Annotated in this window: 14 protein-coding genes; 7 read left to right on the plus strand and 7 right to left on the minus strand. The window is 63.5% G+C overall.

What is annotated here, in order from left to right:
• Positions 1-49 precede the first annotated feature (49 nt).
• Complete coding sequence (locus tag MHEC_RS07765) at positions 50-1,213, minus strand: acyl-CoA dehydrogenase family protein (RefSeq protein ID WP_048893009.1); 1,164 nt, start codon at positions 1,211-1,213, stop codon at positions 50-52.
• A gap of 127 nt (positions 1,214-1,340) precedes the next feature.
• On the opposite strand from MHEC_RS07765, the gene fabG reads away from it, so the two are divergent.
• From fabG to MHEC_RS07790, 5 genes are read left to right on the plus strand one after another with little or no spacing between them, the layout of a single operon-like run.
• The gene (gene fabG, locus MHEC_RS07770; protein WP_048893010.1) at positions 1,341-2,081 is read left to right on the plus strand and encodes a 3-oxoacyl-ACP reductase FabG; all 741 of its coding nucleotides are present in this window, start codon (positions 1,341-1,343) and stop codon (positions 2,079-2,081) included.
• Positions 2,078-3,304: an acetyl-CoA C-acetyltransferase gene (locus MHEC_RS07775; RefSeq protein ID WP_048893011.1), complete on the plus strand. Its 1,227-nt coding sequence runs from the start codon at positions 2,078-2,080 to the stop codon at positions 3,302-3,304. Before fabG ends, MHEC_RS07775 begins: the two co-directional genes overlap by 4 nt.
• The gene (locus MHEC_RS07780; RefSeq protein WP_048893012.1) at positions 3,301-4,494 is read left to right on the plus strand and encodes a CoA transferase; all 1,194 of its coding nucleotides are present in this window, start codon (positions 3,301-3,303) and stop codon (positions 4,492-4,494) included. The genes MHEC_RS07775 and MHEC_RS07780 overlap by 4 nt, the downstream gene beginning before the upstream one ends.
• Before the next feature lie 23 nt (positions 4,495-4,517).
• Entirely contained in the window at positions 4,518-5,711 is a 1,194-nt protein-coding gene (locus tag MHEC_RS07785; RefSeq protein ID WP_048893013.1) for an acyl-CoA dehydrogenase family protein, read from the plus strand.
• Between the two features lie 3 nt (positions 5,712-5,714).
• Positions 5,715-6,428, plus strand: coding sequence for a GntR family transcriptional regulator (locus tag MHEC_RS07790; RefSeq protein WP_048893014.1), 714 nt, complete (start codon positions 5,715-5,717; stop codon positions 6,426-6,428).
• A 22-nt stretch (positions 6,429-6,450) separates the two neighbouring features.
• Here the strand turns inward: MHEC_RS07790 and MHEC_RS07795 are convergent, their stop codons facing one another.
• Positions 6,451-8,031 carry a class I adenylate-forming enzyme family protein gene (locus MHEC_RS07795; protein ID WP_048893015.1) on the minus strand — a complete coding sequence of 527 codons (1,581 nt, stop codon included), beginning with the start codon at positions 8,029-8,031 and terminating at the stop codon, positions 6,451-6,453.
• Positions 8,024-9,589: a class I adenylate-forming enzyme family protein gene (locus MHEC_RS07800; RefSeq protein WP_071700539.1), complete on the minus strand. Its 1,566-nt coding sequence runs from the start codon at positions 9,587-9,589 to the stop codon at positions 8,024-8,026. Before MHEC_RS07800 ends, MHEC_RS07795 begins: the two co-directional genes overlap by 8 nt.
• Before the next feature lie 135 nt (positions 9,590-9,724).
• Between MHEC_RS07800 and MHEC_RS07805 the strand changes: the two genes are divergently transcribed.
• Positions 9,725-11,458: an IS1634 family transposase gene (locus MHEC_RS07805; RefSeq protein ID WP_071700660.1), complete on the plus strand. Its 1,734-nt coding sequence runs from the start codon at positions 9,725-9,727 to the stop codon at positions 11,456-11,458.
• A gap of 131 nt (positions 11,459-11,589) precedes the next feature.
• Here the strand turns inward: MHEC_RS07805 and MHEC_RS07810 are convergent, their stop codons facing one another.
• From MHEC_RS07810 to MHEC_RS07825, 4 genes are read right to left on the minus strand one after another with little or no spacing between them, the layout of a single operon-like run.
• Positions 11,590-13,080, minus strand: coding sequence for a class I adenylate-forming enzyme family protein (locus MHEC_RS07810; protein ID WP_048893547.1), 1,491 nt, complete (start codon positions 13,078-13,080; stop codon positions 11,590-11,592).
• A complete protein-coding gene (locus MHEC_RS07815; protein WP_048893548.1) occupies positions 13,080-13,868 on the minus strand; it encodes an enoyl-CoA hydratase/isomerase family protein in 789 nt (262 codons plus the stop codon). Before MHEC_RS07815 ends, MHEC_RS07810 begins: the two co-directional genes overlap by 1 nt.
• Positions 13,859-14,662, minus strand: coding sequence for an enoyl-CoA hydratase/isomerase family protein (locus MHEC_RS07820; protein ID WP_048893549.1), 804 nt, complete (start codon positions 14,660-14,662; stop codon positions 13,859-13,861). The genes MHEC_RS07815 and MHEC_RS07820 overlap by 10 nt, the downstream gene beginning before the upstream one ends.
• A 27-nt stretch (positions 14,663-14,689) precedes the next feature.
• Positions 14,690-15,511, minus strand: coding sequence for an enoyl-CoA hydratase/isomerase family protein (locus MHEC_RS07825; RefSeq protein WP_048893550.1), 822 nt, complete (start codon positions 15,509-15,511; stop codon positions 14,690-14,692).
• A 123-nt stretch (positions 15,512-15,634) separates the two neighbouring features.
• Here MHEC_RS07825 and MHEC_RS07830 point away from each other — a divergent pair, with 123 nt between their 5' ends.
• Positions 15,635-16,276: a hypothetical protein gene (locus MHEC_RS07830; protein WP_048893551.1), complete on the plus strand. Its 642-nt coding sequence runs from the start codon at positions 15,635-15,637 to the stop codon at positions 16,274-16,276.

The following is a 16,276-nucleotide window of genomic DNA, read 5'->3' on the forward strand; positions in this document are numbered from 1 at the left end:
GCCCGTGTGCCGACCCGAGGGTGCTCTCGGCGCGCGAATGCGCACTTTGTCACTGCTGACGTCGGGCCGCCTTGACCAGGTTGGACCCGATGATCAGCCGTTGGATTTCGCTCGTCCCTTCATATAGGCGCAAGAGTCGGACGTCGCGATAGATCCGTTCGACGGGCACTTCACGCATGTAGCCGCTGCCGCCGTGGATCTGCACCGCCAGGTCGGCTACCTTTCCCGCCATTTCGGTGCAGAAAAGCTTCGCCGCCGACGGTGCGATGCGGCGATCCTGGTTAGTCTCCCATTGCCGAGCGGTGTCGCGCACGAGCGCCCGCCCGGCCAGTACCCCGGTTTGCTGGTCGGCGATCATCGCCTGCACCAATTGGAAGTTGCCAATCGGTTCGCCACCCTGTGTGGCGGTGGCCGCGTAGGCCACCGATTCGTCGAGTGCGCGCTGCGCGGTTCCCACGGCGAGTGCGGCGATGTGTATCCGCCCGCGCGCGAGCGAGGTCATCGCCGCTCGATAGCCGATGTCCGCACTGCCGCCGACCAGCGCACCTGCCGGAATCCGGACATCGGTGAAGCTGACATCGGCCGTCCACGCACCTTCCTGACCCATCTTGGCGTCTTTGGCGCCGACCACCACGCCCGGCGTATTCGCGGGAACGAGGAATACCGCGATGCCGGGATTACTGTCGTCGGCGGGCCGGGTTCGCGCGAAAACCACGAACAGATCGGCGACCGGTGCATTGGTGATGAACCGCTTCTGGCCGGAGATAACCCAATCATCGCCGACGCGAACGGCTTTCGTGCGCAGCCCGGACGGATTCGATCCCGCGCCCGGTTCGGTGAGCGCGAATGAGGCGACGACGTCGCCGGAGGCCATCGGCTCGAGCCAGCGGCTCTTCTGCTCCTCGGTGCCGAATCCGACGAGCACCTGGCCGGCGATGCCGTTGTTGGTGCCGAACATCGACCGCAACGCCAGCGAGGTATAGCCCAATTCCATCGCCAGCTCGACGTCTTGGATCAGGTTCAGGCCCAGACCGCCCCACTTCTGCGGGATCGCATACCCGAAGAGACCCATCTTCTTGGCTTGATCGCGCAGGTCGTCGGGCACTTTGTCGTCGGCCAGAATCTCTCGCTCGCGTGGGACGACGGCGGTGCGCACGAAACGGCGGGTCTGCGCCAGGATCTCGTGAAAGTCCTCGTCGCTGACTTCGGCCATAGACGGATGCTCCTTCTTGGCAGCGTGCCTGCCCTGGTTGTCCCCGGCAGATCCTATATGAAATATGATGTTGTCCGTGCCGGCCTGGGGCTCGCGCGATCACATGGAACAGAGGACAGGTGGTTAGGTGTCGTTGTTGACCGGCCGCACCGCCGTCGTCACCGGTGGTGCACAAGGATTAGGATTCGCAATCGCGGAACGGTTCATCGCTGAAGGCGCCCGAGTTGTGCTGGGCGACATAAATGTTGAGACAACCGAGGCCGCCGCTAAGCAGTTGGGCGGCGACGATGTCGCGCTAGCCGCGCGCTGCGATGTCACCGTCGCCGCCGACGTCGACGCCCTGGTCGGAGCTGCTGTCGAGCATTTCGGTGGTCTGGACATCATGGTCAACAACGCCGGGATCACCCGCGATGCGACGATGCGCAAGATGACCGAAGAGCAGTTCGACGAGGTCATCGCAGTGCATTTGAAGGGAACCTGGAACGGCACCCGCAAGGCCGCGGCGATCATGCGCGAGAACAAGCGCGGCGCGATCGTGAACATGTCGTCGCTGTCGGGCAAGGTCGGTCTGGTCGGGCAGACCAACTACTCGGCGGCCAAGGCCGGCATCGTCGGCATGACCAAGGCCGCCGCGAAGGAGCTCGCTCATCTCGGTGTACGGGTGAACGCCATTGCACCGGGTTTGATCCGCTCAGCTATGACTGAGGCTATGCCGCAACGTATTTGGGACGAAAAGGTTGCCGAGGTCCCGATGGGTAGGGCAGGTGAACCTTACGAGGTCGCCAACGTCGCATTGTTCTTGGCTTCCGATTGGTCGTCGTACATGACCGGGACGGTGATCGAGGTTACCGGGGGGAGGTTCATGTGAGCGGGCCGACGGAGGCTGTGATCTGTGAACCAGTGCGTACCCCGATCGGCCGTTACGGGGGAATGTTCAAGTCGCTGAGCGCCGTCGACCTCGGCGTCACTGCGCTGAAAGGGTTGCTCGACCGCACGCAACTCGCGCCGGAATCCGTGCGGGACGTCATCCTCGGCCACTGCTATCCCAGCAGCGAGGCCCCTGCGATCGGCCGCGTGGTGGCGCTCGACGCCGGTCTGCCCGTGACTGTTCCCGGTATGCAGATCGACCGTCGCTGCGGCTCTGGACTACAGGCGGTGATCCAGGCCTGTCTGCAGGTGAGCAGCGGCGACCACGATCTCGTCGTCGCCGGCGGCACCGAGAGCATGAGTAATGTCGTCTTCTATTCCACCGATATGCGTTGGGGCGGCGCCCGCACGGGCATCAAGGTGCACGACGGGCTGGTCCGTGGACGTACCACCGCGGGTGGCCGAAGCTACCCGGTCCCGGGCGGAATGCTGGAGACTGCGGAGAATTTGCGCCGCCAGTACAATATTTCGCGCACCGAACAAGACGAGCTTGCGGCCACCTCACACCAGCGGGCTGTCGCTGCGCAGAAGGACGGCATCTTCGCGGAAGAGATCATCCCGGTCGCGGTGCAATCCCGTCAGGGCGAGCAGCTGATCGACACTGACGAGCATCCCCGCGCCGACACCACGGTCGAGTCGTTGGCCAAGCTCAAACCGGTTCTGCTGCAAGATGACCCGGACGCGACGGTCACCGCAGGCAATGCCAGCGGACAAAACGACGCCGCATCGATGTGTGTGGTCACTACCCGGGAAAAGGCCGGCGAGCTGGGGTTGACGCCACTGGTTCGCCTGGTGTCGTGGGCCGTCGCCGGTGTGCCGCCCACAGTGATGGGCATCGGTCCGGTGCCGGCGACCGAGTTGGCGCTGGCCAGGGCGAATCTGCGGCTGGCCGATATCGACCTGATCGAACTCAACGAAGCATTTGCGGCTCAAGCCATCGCGGTGATGCGGGAGTGGAAATTCAGCGCCGCCGACCGGGACCGAACCAACGTCCTCGGTTCCGGGATTTCGCTGGGTCACCCGGTTGGGGCGACCGGCGCCAGGATGCTCACCACGTTGGCTCGCGAGCTCAACCGGCGCCAAGCGCGCTATGGTCTGGAAACCATGTGCATCGGCGGGGGCCAAGGCCTCGCCGCGGTCTTCGAACGGGTCACCTCCGGATGAGCGTGCCGTTGACCGGCGTCACCGTTGTCGAGGTGTCCAGCTTCGTCGCCGCACCGTTGTGCGGTATGACACTGAGTCAACTTGGCGCAGAGGTGATTCGGGTCGATCCGATCGGTGGTGCATCCGACGTGCACCGTTGGCCGCTGGCGAAAAGTGGGGCATCGATCTACTGGACCGGGCTGAACAAGGGTAAGCGTTCGGCGACGATCGACCTGCGCTCAGCAGCCGGACAACAACTGGTTCAACGCCTCGTCGTCGAAGGCGACGGCATCGTGGTGACCAACGCAGCGGGCCTGTCCTGGCTGTCGTATGACCGATTGTCCAGCCTGCGATCCGATGTCATCCATGTCCAGTTGCTGGGTCGCGGTGACGGCTCCACCGCTGTGGACTATACGGTCAATGCGGCGACGGGGTTTCCGTTGGTCACCGGTCCGAGGGACCATGCCGGTCCGATCAACCACGTGCTGCCCGCCTGGGATGTGTGCTGCGGCCTGTACGCGGCGCTAGCGGTGTTGGCCGCCCTGCGTCGTCGCGACCAGTCGGGTGCAGGTACCCAAGTCAGCGTGGCCCTGGAAGATGTCGCGCTGGCCACGGCGGCCAATCTCGGCTGGCTGACCGAGCCCCAGGTGAACGGCACCCAGCGGCCCCGACTCGGGAATGCCATCTACGGCCAGTACGGCCAGGACTTCACCAGCAGCGACGGTATTGCATTCATGGTTGTGACGTTGACCCCCCGGCACTTTCGCGACCTGGTCGACGTCACAGGCACCGGTTCTGCCGTATCGGCGCTTGCCGAGGCGCTCGGCGCCGACTTCAGCGCCGAAGGCGACCGCTACCGCTACCGCGATGCGCTGACGGCCCTGTTCAGCGTCTGGTTCGCTGAGCATACCGCCGAACAGATCACCGAAGCACTGTCGGCAACGACCGTGCTGTTCGAGCGCTACCGGACCTTTGCTGAAGTCGCGGTAGATCCGCGGGTGACAGCGAATCCGATGTTCTCTTTACTGCACCAAGACCGTGTCGGCGACTATCTCGCTCCGGGCTTGCCGACCGTATTCGACGGGGTTCATCCGGCATGCGCCCCTGCACCGAATCTGGGCCAAGACACCATCGACGTGCTCACCGAGCGCCTGGGGTTGAACGAGCACGACATTGCGCGTCTGACCAGGGCCAAAACGATCGCCGGTTGAGCCGGGCAGAGGGGAAACATCTCATGACCAGACTCGCGCAAACGCTCGGACTTACCGAGTTCCAGACCGAGATCATCGCCACTGTGCGGCAATTCGTCGACAAGGAAGTCATTCCCAGCGCGCAGGAGCTCGAACACAGCGACACCTACCCACAAGCCATCATCGACCAGATGCGTGACATGGGCCTTTTCGGTCTGATGATTCCCGAGGAGTATGGGGGCCTGGGTGAGTCGCTGTTGACCTATGCGTTGTGTGTCGAGGAATTGGCGCGCGGATGGATGAGCATCTCCGGTGTGATCAACACCCATTTCATCGTCGCCTACATGGTGCGCCAGCACGGAACCGCGGAGCAGAAACGGCACCTGCTGCCCCGCATGGCGACCGGTGAAGTGCGCGGTGCGTTTTCGATGTCCGAGCCCGAGTTGGGATCCGACGTGGCGGCGATACGAACCAGGGCGGCACGCAATGATGACGGCAGCTACACCATCGATGGGCAGAAGATGTGGCTCACCAACGGCGCCAGCTCGACACTGGTCGCCGTCTTGGTACGGACCGACGAAGGCGCGGATGCGCCGCACCGCAACTTGACAACATTTCTTATCGAGAAGCCGACCGGGTTTGGCGAAGTAGCACCCGGTCTGCTGATCCCGGGCAAGATCGACAAACTTGGGTACAAGGGCATCGACACCACCGAGCTGATCTTCGAGGGGTACGTGGTCAGCGGCGAGGACATTCTCGGTGGCGTTCCGGGGCAAGGCTTTTACCACATGATGGACGGCATCGAAGTCGGGCGGGTCAACGTCGCGGCCCGGGCATGCGGTGTGGCCGTCCGGGCCTTCGAGCTCGCCGTGCGGTATGCGCAGCAGCGGCGTACGTTCGGCAAGCCGATCGCCGAACATCAGGCCATCGCTTTCCAGTTGGCCGAGATGGCCACGAAAGTGGAAGCAGCGCATCTGATGATGGTCAATGCTGCCCGATTGAAGGATTCGGGAGAACGCAACGACGTTGCCGCCGGAATGGCGAAATACCTAGCCAGCGAGCTGTGCAGTGAGGTCACCCAGCAGAGTTTCCGAATCCACGGCGGCTACGGATACTCCAAGGAGTACGAGATCGAGCGGCTGATGCGCGACGCGCCGTTTCTGCTGATCGGCGAGGGAACCAGTGAGATCCAGAAGTCCATTATCAGCAGGCGATTGCTTGCTGAGTATCGAATCTGACCGATGACTGCTCCCGATTTCGCTGCGCGGCCACAACTCTCCGAAGACGTTGCCCGGTTTGTTCGTAACAGGATTTTCGACGGCACCTACGGCGCCGGCGAGTACGTTCGGCTCGATCAGCTGGCAGCCGAGTTGGGAATCAGCGTGACACCGGTGCGTGAGGCGCTCTTCCAGCTCCGCGCCGAGGGGCTGCTGGCCCAGCAGCCGCGCCGCGGGTTTGTGGTCTTGCCGGTGACGAGCCGAGACCTCACCGATGTCGCAAACGTGCAAGCGCACGTCGGTGGTGAACTGGCTGCGCGGGCAGCGACCAACATCAAAGATGACGAGCTGCGCCAGCTCGAGGAGATTCAGGCCCAGCTGGAAACTGCTTATGCCAGCAATGACAACGAACGAGCTGTCCGTCTCAATCACGAATTCCACCGTGCCATCAATGTCGCCGCCGACTCACCCAAACTTGCCCAGTTGATGTCGCAAATCACCCGCTATGCCCCGGAGTCGGTGTTTCCGACCATCGCAGGCTGGCCTAGCCGGTCGATCAAAGACCATCGCCGGGTGCTGGCGGCGCTGGAGAAGCGCGACGACAAACTTGCCCGCAAGGCGATGTCCGAACATCTTGCGGCAGGTGCGGTTCCATTAATTGAGCACCTTGTCGAGCGTGGTGTGGTCGGCGACGCAATCCACCCGGATTCGACGAGGCTGCGGCGTTCGCCAAGCTGAACTTGGGCCACGAACTCGCTGTTCACCGCCACTCGGCTGAACCCAGGTTAGCTAGCATCTCGCGTACTCGGGGAATGTCCACCTTTCCGGTCGGCCCGCGTGGGATGTCGTCATCGGAGTCCACCAGCAACCACACCGTCGGCACCTTGAAGGCGCTGAGCAGTCGGCGAGCGGCTTCCCGCAGCTCGTCGACCGTCACGGTGGCGGTGTTGCACACTACTGCCGCGCCTACCCGGTTGCCTTGTGCGCCGCACACATTGGTAACGACCGCCTTGTCGACACCGTCGATGCTGCGCAAAGCTTGTTCTACCTCGCTGGGGTAGACGCTGGCGCCGCTGACTTTGAACATGTCATCGGCCCTGCCGTGATAGAAGAGGAAGCCCTCTGGATCGAAATGACCGAGGTCGCCGGTCGAGTAGAACCCGTGCGGGGTGAAGACATCTTCGCGGCTGCGGCGACATATCCCGCGCAAGATGTGCGGTCCTCGAATCTGAATCATCCCAACGGTTCCGACCGGCAGTGCACGGCCGGTGTCGGAATCGGCGATGCGTACCTCCATGCCGGGGAACGGTTTACCGCAACTGCCCCAGGCGGACCGCGGCATATCGGTGTCAGCGGGGTATCCGCAGTAAGGCCCGAAAGACTCCGTCATGCCGAACAAGTTGGCCCGTGCCCCCGGCGCGGCGCGTCGGTCGGGCGCGAGCAGAGCATCCAGGCTGCCCGGTTGCAGGGCCGAAAGATCGATCTCGACGGCGTCCAACTTGCGAGCCAGCGCCTCGGCTTGGTCGGGCCAGCCGCGAAACAGTGTGACGCGTTCGCGTTCCAGCAATCGTAAGGTGCTCTCCGGCCGGGGAATTGCCTCGGTGACCAGCGTGGCGCCGGCCAGCAGGGCCGAAAGCACTCCACCGCCGAGCCCGCCCACCCAGAAAAACGGCATCGGCAGATACAAGCGGGTCTCGGCATCTATGCAGCGGCTGGCCAGGCCTGACTGCACTGCGCCCAGTGCACTGCCGTGTGAGTGCAGGACCCCTTTGGGCGGTCCACTGCTGCCGGAGGTGAAGACGATGACGAAAGGGTCGCTCGCCGTGACGGTCCGTGTTAATGAATCGATAATGCGGATAGCGGCGCTGCTGGCGGTGGCCTTCGTCAGCAGGTCGACGGTCCAAATCCGGCGTAGCGCAGGAAGTTTTGGATGATGCAAAAGTTCCTCAGTGCCCAGCTCGCGCGAACCCAAGGCCGACCGGAGATCGTCGAGATAGCGGTGGCCGCGGAATTCCTCGACGGTTATCAACAGTTGCACCGAGGCAGTCTGTAGCTGCGCGAGTAGCTCTCGCGGCTGCAACAGAGTGCTCAGCGGAACCAGCACGGCGCCAATGCGAGTGAGCGCGATCGCGACCTGCACCCAGCGGACACCGTTGGGCATGACCAAACCGACCCGGGTGCCCTTGCCGACGCCGGCTTCGACAAAAGCGGCGGCTAAAGCCCTTGTAGAAGAATCTAGTTCGCTGTACGTCATCCGGCTCGATGGATCGATCACCATCGGTTTGTCAGGGTGCTGCGCCGCGCGCGACCGCACCACTTGGTCAACGGTGGTGTCAGGCATCGAACATCTGCTTGAGCCGCTGCAGGTCGACTTTGCCGCTGGGGCGCAGCGGGATGTCGGCAGTCCGTATCGCCGCAAACCGCCGTGGAATCTTGTATGACGAGAGTTCACTTCTGAGCTGTTCGCGAGTGACCTCTTCGTTGAACACCGCACCGTCCTCCAAGGCGATTACGGCGGCGACGACCTGCCCGCGCTCGGCGTCGGGCAGTCCGATCACATGCGCGACCGCACCGCCGGTGACCCGGGCGATCGCTTTTTCCACCTCGGCGGGAGAGACGTTCGCGCCCGCCGTCTTGATCATCGAGTCACGGCGGCCGACGAAATAGAAGAACCCATCGTGGTCGGTACGCACCAAGTCCCCGGTATAAAACCAGCCCTTGGCGTCGAAACACTCTTCACGGCTGCGCTTGTAGTAGCGCTGCATCAGGTAGGCCCCGCGGATGCACAATTCGCCGACTTCGCCGACGTCGACGCACTCGCGGGTGTCGGGATCGACAACCTTGGTTTCGAATCCGGGTGCCGGCTTTCCGAACGAACCACGCCGGCATTCGGGCTGGTCGGTTTCGTCTTCGCTGATCAGCACGACGCTGCCGGCCTCGGTCAACCCGAGCATGTTGTGCCGCAACTCCGGATCGGCCGGACGGGCGTCGGCGGCCATGATCGGATACAGATTGCCCCGCCGTATTGACGACAGGTCGCGTGTGCTGAAACTGGGATGACGCACCACATGCGCAATCCCGGCAACAAAGCCGTTCGCCATGGTCGGTTTCTCGGCCTCTAGAAGATCCAGCATCTCACCGGCGTCAGCAGCGTTGGAGCACAGCAGGGTCGAGCCGGCGGCAAGGGTTGCGAGCAGCGCGAACGCGAATCCGCCGATCCAGAAAAACGGCGAATTGCAGAACAGTCTGTCCTCGCCGGCCAGACCGCGGATCTCGTTGAGGTTTCGCTGGTGACCCAGTAGCGCAGCATGTGTGTGCACAGCTCCCTTGGGGGCGCCGGTGGTACCTGACGTATAGATGATCGTCAACACATCCGAGCCATCGACATCGTCTTCCATCGCGCTCAGCAGCGCTTCGTCGACCTGGTCGGCGAGCCGGTAAACCCGCTCGATATCGCACGCATGGCCACCAACCCCAGACTCGTCGTCGACCGCGAGGTGTCGCAATTGCGGTGCCGCGCTGCTGAACAGCCGGTCGTCCGAGGCGAGGTCGCAGTCCGTCAAGATTTCGCGGAGTCGCCGCAGGTAGTCCTGCGAACGGTAGGTGGCGGCGGCCAATAGGACCTCGACGTCGCTGTCGACCAATTGCTCGTGCATCTCACGCGCGCTGGCCAAGGTGCTGAATGGGACGACGATCGCGCCGATTCGCGCTGCCGCGAGCATGCCGACGACGAACGCCGCCCCATTGGGATAGAGCAGCCCCACATGGGTGCCTTTGCCGGCACCCAACGCGATCAGCCCCCGGGCCAGTTGCGCCGACCGGCGATCGGCTTCACGGTAACTGATGCGTTCGCTATCGCAGATTAATCCGAAGTTCCCCCCTTCTGAGAGGGGGCTGATTTCCTTTCTGCTTTGTGAGCAGGTGTTTCAGTGTTCATGTGCCGGCAAGGCGTAATCATGTATTCGCAAGACTTGTTCGGCGTGTCATTTTCTAAATTCGCTACTTTCGTACTGCTGTTGTGCTAGAAAGTAATCATGTACGTGACGCGGGTGCCCAACCGTGGATCACCGCCGGCGGTGCTGTTGCGCGAAAGTTACCGCGAGAACGGCAAGGTGAAAACCCGCACGCTGGCCAACCTGTCGCGCTGGCCCGAGCACAAGGTGGACAAACTGCAGCGCGCGCTCAAGGGCCTGCCGGGGACGGGCGATCTGGCCGGGGCGTTTGACATCACCCGCAGCCTGCCGCACGGGCATGTGGCCGCGGTGTTGGGCACCGCCGCCAAGCTGGGCATGGCCGAGCTGATCGACCCCGCCCCGTCGCGTAACCGGGACTTGGTGTGCGCCATGCTGGCCGCGTCGGTGATCGAGCCGGGCTCCAAGCTGGCGATGGCGCGCGGGCTGCGCATCGAGACCGCCACCAGCACCCTGGGTGCGGTGCTGGGCGTGGCGGGTGCCGATGAGGATGACCTGTATGACGCGATGGACTGGGTGGTCGAGCGCCAGGATGCCATCGAAAACTCGTTGGCCGCACGGCATCTGGCCAACGGAACCCTGGTGCTCTATGACGTGTCCTCGGCGGCGTTCGAGGGCCACACCTGCCCGTTAGGGAAAATCGGGCATGCCCGCGACGGGGTCAAAGGCCGGTTGCAGATCGTCTACGGGCTGCTGTGCTCACCAGCCGGGGTGCCGATCGCCATTGAGGTGTTCGACGGCAACACCGCCGACCCGAAAACCCTGGGCGCCCAGATCACCAAGCTCAAGACCCGGTTCGGGCTGACCACCATCGCCCTGGTGGGGGATCGGGGCATGCTCACCAGCGCGCGCATCCGCGACGAGCTGCACCCGGCGCAGTTGGATTGGATCAGCGCGCTGCGCGCCCCGCAGATCAAGGCATTGGTCGACGACGGGGCGCTGCAGCTGTCGCTGTTCGACGAGCAGAACCTGTTCGAGATCACCCACCCCGACTACCCCGGCGAGCGGCTGGTGTGCTGCCACAACCCCGCCCTGGCTGATGAGCGTGCCCGCAAACGCGGCGAGCTGCTGGCGGCCACCGAACACGAACTACAGACCATCGCCGAGGCCACCCGCCGCGCCAAACGACCACTACGCGGGCGGGACAAGATCGCGCTGCGGGTGGGCAAGGTGCGCAACAAGTTCAAGATGGCCAAGCATTTTGACCTGCAAATCACCGACGAAGCGTTCAGTTTCTCCCGCAACCAGGACGCCATCGCCGCCGAGGCCGCCCTCGACGGCATCTACGTGCTCCGCACCAGCCTGCCCGACCAGACACTGCAGCGCGACGAGGTCGTGCTGCGCTACAAGGACCTCGCCGACGTCGAACGGTTCTTCCGCACCCTCAACACCGAACTGGACGTGCGACCCATCCGGCACCGCCTCGCCGATCGGGTGCGCGCGCACATGCTCCTACGGATGCTGTCCTACTACATCAGCTGGCACATGAAACAAGCCCTCGCACCAATCCTTTTCCAGGACAACGACAAACCCGCCGCCGCCGCCAAACGTGCCGACCCCGTCGCTCCCGCCCAACGCTCCGATCAAGCGCTGGCCAAGGCAGCGCGCAAACGCACCGAAAACGACTACCCGGTGCACAGCTTCACCAGCCTGCTCGCCGACCTGGCCACCATCTGCGCCAACCACATCCAGCCCACCGACGACCTGCCGGCATTCACCAAGATCACCAACCCCACCCCACTACAGCGGCGAGCCTTCGAACTACTCGGCGTCTCACACCGCCACGGACTCGCGTAGTCAGCACACCAACACAAAACCCCAGCTCAACCCACTAAACCGCTCCACACCAGGGGGAACTTCGGATTAATAGCGGGTGATCCGCGCGCGAGCGAGCTTGCTCTCGCAACAGTTGCGGAACCGTCAGCGACTCACGGGGCATGGTCACTGCGCACAGGCGGAACGGCCTCACTGAAGAAGCGCCGGATCACGCTTAAATCGGGCTTGCCCGAAGGTGTTCGGGGGATTGCGTCGACGATCGCGATCTCAGTAGGAACCTCATAGCGCGCCAGACGGTTTCGCAGAAAGTCCATCAACTGCCCGACGCCCACCGATCCGGTTTCGCGCAGTTCGACCATGGCGACCGGTGTCTCGCCAAGGCGCTCGTCGCGCCGGCCGACGACGGCAGCGCCCGCCACCGCCGGGTGGCCCTCCAGCGCGGTGCGCACGTCATCGGGCATCACTTTGAAGCCGCCGCGGATGATTGCCTGGTCGGCGCGTCCCAGGATCCACAAGAAGCCGTCTTCGTCGATGCGCGCCATGTCGGTGGTGCGCATCCACGCCGAAGAGGGGCCGAGTTGTCCGGGTTTGACCTCGAGCAATCCAACTTCGTTAGGTCCGAGTACAGTGCCGTCGTCGTCGACCACGCGCAACTGAGCGCCTAGGCTGGCACGGCCCACACTGCCGCGTTTCGCATGCCAGTACTTGTGGTAATCGGCCAGCGTCCAGCCGGCCACACCGCCTCCGAATTCAGTTGCGGCATAGGACGTCAAGACGGGAATCCCGAACTTCTCGGTGAAAGCATCGGCATCCTCGGCCGACAGCGGAGCAGTGCCGGACGTTACGGCGCGAATGCTCGCCAGGTCCTCACGGCGCAGGTCCGAGTGCAACACCATACGCAACGCGGCCGGCACCAGCGACACGGTGCGTGGCCGGTGCTTGCGTACTGCCTCGGCCCAGGTGGCGAGTTCAAATTTTTCCAGCAGCGCAAACGGTCTCGCCTTGGCAATGCACTGCAGCACCCGGAACACCCCGCCAATATGCACCAGTGGCGAGTTGACGATCGCCACACTGCGGCGGATTTCGGTAGGGGCTGGGGACCGCTCCAGTGCGTGGCCCATCACGCTGCGCGCCAGCATGTCGTAGGTGAGATCGACGCGCTTCGGTGGTCCGGTTGTTCCGCTGGTCAGCATCCAGACCGCAACACCGGGGCGGCCGGCATCCGCGCGGGAGTTTCCCACGCTCACCTGGGGCTCGCAGTCTCGATTCGAGATCGAGATTGTCGCGATTCCGGCTGGCACCAACGTCGTGACGTCGTCGGATTCGCCAATGACCATTGGCAGCTGAAGCGCCCTGATCTCGGTCCGGGTGCGTTCTTCGCCCCGAGAAGGATTGAGCACCACGACGCACCCGCCCAACTCCAACACCCCCAGGAACGCCGCGACTTGCGCCGGCCGGTTGCGCAGCAGTATTCCGACTCGAGGATGCGCGCTGTCGGTGTGCGTCGTAACCAGCGCACCGATCTTGGTCGCCATGTCCCTGATCTGGCCCCACGACAGCCAGCGGTCCCCGTATTCGATGGCGTGCGCGTCAGGCTGCAAATTAAGTACATCGGTGATGCGACGACTGAGCGCGTGCGCCATCAGCGGACCCTCGGTTGTGCCGTGGGACCTTGGCCGCGGGCGGCCAATTCGGCTGTGCCAATCGGATTGCCCAACCGTGTGTAGATCAAGCCTTGCTCCAATGCCGCCCGGTACGGCTTGTCCAGCGACTCCCAAATCGCTTTGACCGTGCCTTGGGTCGCCGACGGCGGTTTCGCGGCGATCGTGGCTGCGATCTCGTGGGCGCGATGCCATAACCGTTCGGCCGGCACCACTTCCGACACCAGGCCAATCCGCAATGCGGTGTCGGCGCTGACGCGTTCGTCGTTGCCCATTAAAGCCATTCGCAGCGTCTCCCCCAACCCAATGCGGCGCATCAGCCCAATCGGCTCCAGAGCACACACGAGGCCCGCCGAGACATGTGAGTCGAAAAACGTTGCATCCGCAGAACAGATGACCACATCAGACTCGTTGAGGAAGTAGAACGCACCCGCAGTGCACATCCCCTGCACCGCACACACCACGGGTTTCCACATCTTTTGCCATTTAGGGCTCAGCGCCTCACCAGGGTCTTCATGGTTCCAAACGTTGTCGGGTTGTCCATACGGTGTTTTGATGTCGAGGCCGGCGCTGAACGCCCGAGTGCCGGCGGCGCGCAGCACGACGGCGTTAACCGAATCGTCGTGCTTGACCAGGCGCCAAGCCTCGCGTACCTCTTCACACATCGTGCGATTGAACGCGTTGAGCTGGTCCGGCCGGTTCAACGTGATGGTCGCGACACGGTCGGTCGCGTCGACGTCGAGCAGGATGGTCTGAAAGCTCATCGGCATCGCCAATTTGGTGGTCGTTTTTCGACAAAGGCTTTGGGGCCCTCCTGCGCGTCGTCGGTGCGCAGCACGCGTTCCCGGAAGGTCTCGGCTAGATTTTCGGCCTCATGCAGCGGCAGATCCAGGCCTTTGAGGATTGCCAGCCGGGTGCCCCGGACAGCCAGCGGCGCATTGGAGTTGACCATGTCGGCGATTTCATGGGCGCGGTCCAAAAGCCGTTCGTGCTCGACGATCTCGCTGACCAGTCCCAGCTCATAGGCGCGCTTCGCGCTCATCCGTTCATGCTTGCCCATCAGGGCCATCCGCAATGCGACCGACCGGGGCAGTACCCGGGCCAGGCGCACCACCTCACGCCCGGCCACCAGACCGATGCTGACGTGCGGATCGAAGAACGTCGCCTTCTCGGAGGCGATGACGATGTCACCGGTGGTGACCCAATCCAGCCCGGCGCCGCAACACAGGCCGTTGATGGCGGCCAAGACCGGTTTGGCCATCCGCCGAAACGGCGGGGTGCCTTCCTGGGGTGCTTCCCACTGCTCATACGTCGACAGGTAGGGGCGCTCGTAGATCACCCTACCGTCGCCGGGGATCTCCTTGACGTCGGCGCCGGCGCAAAACGCTCGACCGGTGCCCGTGACGATGAGCAGCCATACCCGGTCGTCGTTTTCTGCCGCGTCGTAGGCTGCCCGCAGCTCGCTGATCATATGTGGGCTAAGTGCGTTAAGCGCGTCGGGGCGATTCAGCGTGATGGTGGCAGTGTGTCCGTCGACGTCATATTTGATGGTGTCGAAAGACATGCGGTTCCCTTCGTCAGCTGGCACAGCTCACCGGCCGCGAAACCTCGGCGGGCGCTTTTCCCTGAAGGCAGCCAAGCCTTCCTTGAAGTCTGCTGTGCGGCAAGATAATTCCAGATCGAATAACTCTTGTGTCATGGATTGGCTCAACGTCGCATGCTGGCCATAGTAAATGGCCTGCTTGGTCAGGCCGATCGCTACTGTGGGCCCGGACGCCAGTCGTGACAGCACATCTTCGCTCGCGGAGTCGAGCTCTGAATGGTCCACCGCCCGGTAAATCAATCCCCAATCCGCGGCATGTGTTGCGCTGACTTTCTCGCCCAGCAACAGCATTTCCTTGGCCCGGGTCAGGCCGACCAGCCGAGGCAGCAGCCAGCTGGCGCCCGAATCCGGGCTGAAACCGCGCGCAACGAACGGTTCCCAGAATGTGGCATTGTTAGCGGCAATGGTGAAGTCGGCGGCCAAAGCCAGATTGCACCCGAGACCGGCCGCCCAGCCCCGCACGCTGCACACCACCGGCAACTGGATGGTGTAGACCAATTCGATCAGCCGATGTGCCAGGTGGGGAATGCGGCGCAGCAGCGCTCCAGTGCGGGGACGCTGCTGCGCGTCGCTGTTGGTGGCTACCCAGTCGGCGCCCGCGCAGAAGTCGCTTCCGGCTCCTGTGATGTGAACCGCGCGAAGCGAGTCGTCGGTCGCCGCACCGGTCAACACGCTGATAAATGACTCAACCATGATATGGCTCAACGAATTACGTTGAGCAGGACGGTCGAGTGTGACCCGCAAGATGTCACCGTCGCGGCGTACTGTCACTGAGCCGTCAGTTGCGGCGGAGTGGAGGTTTTGACTCACCGTTGATTCCGCCCTCCTCCGGCCTATACCGTTACCCATACAGTAGCAGCTACGATTGCTACGCTGTATAAATTAGCAAGGAAAGGTTGGCGGGGGAACAGCCAGCCTTATGAAAGAGGATCCATGGCCTTCGGCGAGCAACCGTTACCGCAGACTATTGCCGCTGCCGCGGCGATTCGGCGCCTGGCTTCGCTGCTGCTTGCGCTCGAACATCCCCATCCCACCGTTGACGCCATGCTCACAAAGTTCGCCGACTGGGAGCGCGAGCTGACGGCAGCGGCGCCGCCGGATAGCGCGCCCCGAATCGGTCCGGACGACGACGGCGTGCGCCGGGTGTATCTCGATCACTCAGCCGACATCGGTGCCTTCAACCCATGCTTTCCGGAGTACCTTTTCGATTACCTCGACGCCGAGACGGCCGGCGGGCGGGTCACCTTCCCCTTGGTGTACGAGGGTCCGCCAGGGTTGGTCCACGGCGGGTTTCTGGGTGTCTTCTTCGACTGCGTGATCCAACATCACAACTGCGCCGCCGAATTGTCGGGCAAGACCCGTTCACTACAGTTGACGTTTCGTCGGCCGACCCCGATCCTCACCGAGCTGCACTTCGACATCGTGCGCAGCGAAATCGACCGGGGCATCCAATCGACGGCCCGGCTGCTGCGCGACGGTGAGGTGCTGGCCATCGGGGAGAGCAACACGTTGGCGTTGCCACCTGACAAGCTGACCGGACATCGATTCGGCCGGCGACGACCCGAGACGGCTTGA

Source organism: Mycobacterium heckeshornense (assembly GCF_016592155.1).
Classification (GTDB): domain Bacteria; phylum Actinomycetota; class Actinomycetes; order Mycobacteriales; family Mycobacteriaceae; genus Mycobacterium; species Mycobacterium heckeshornense.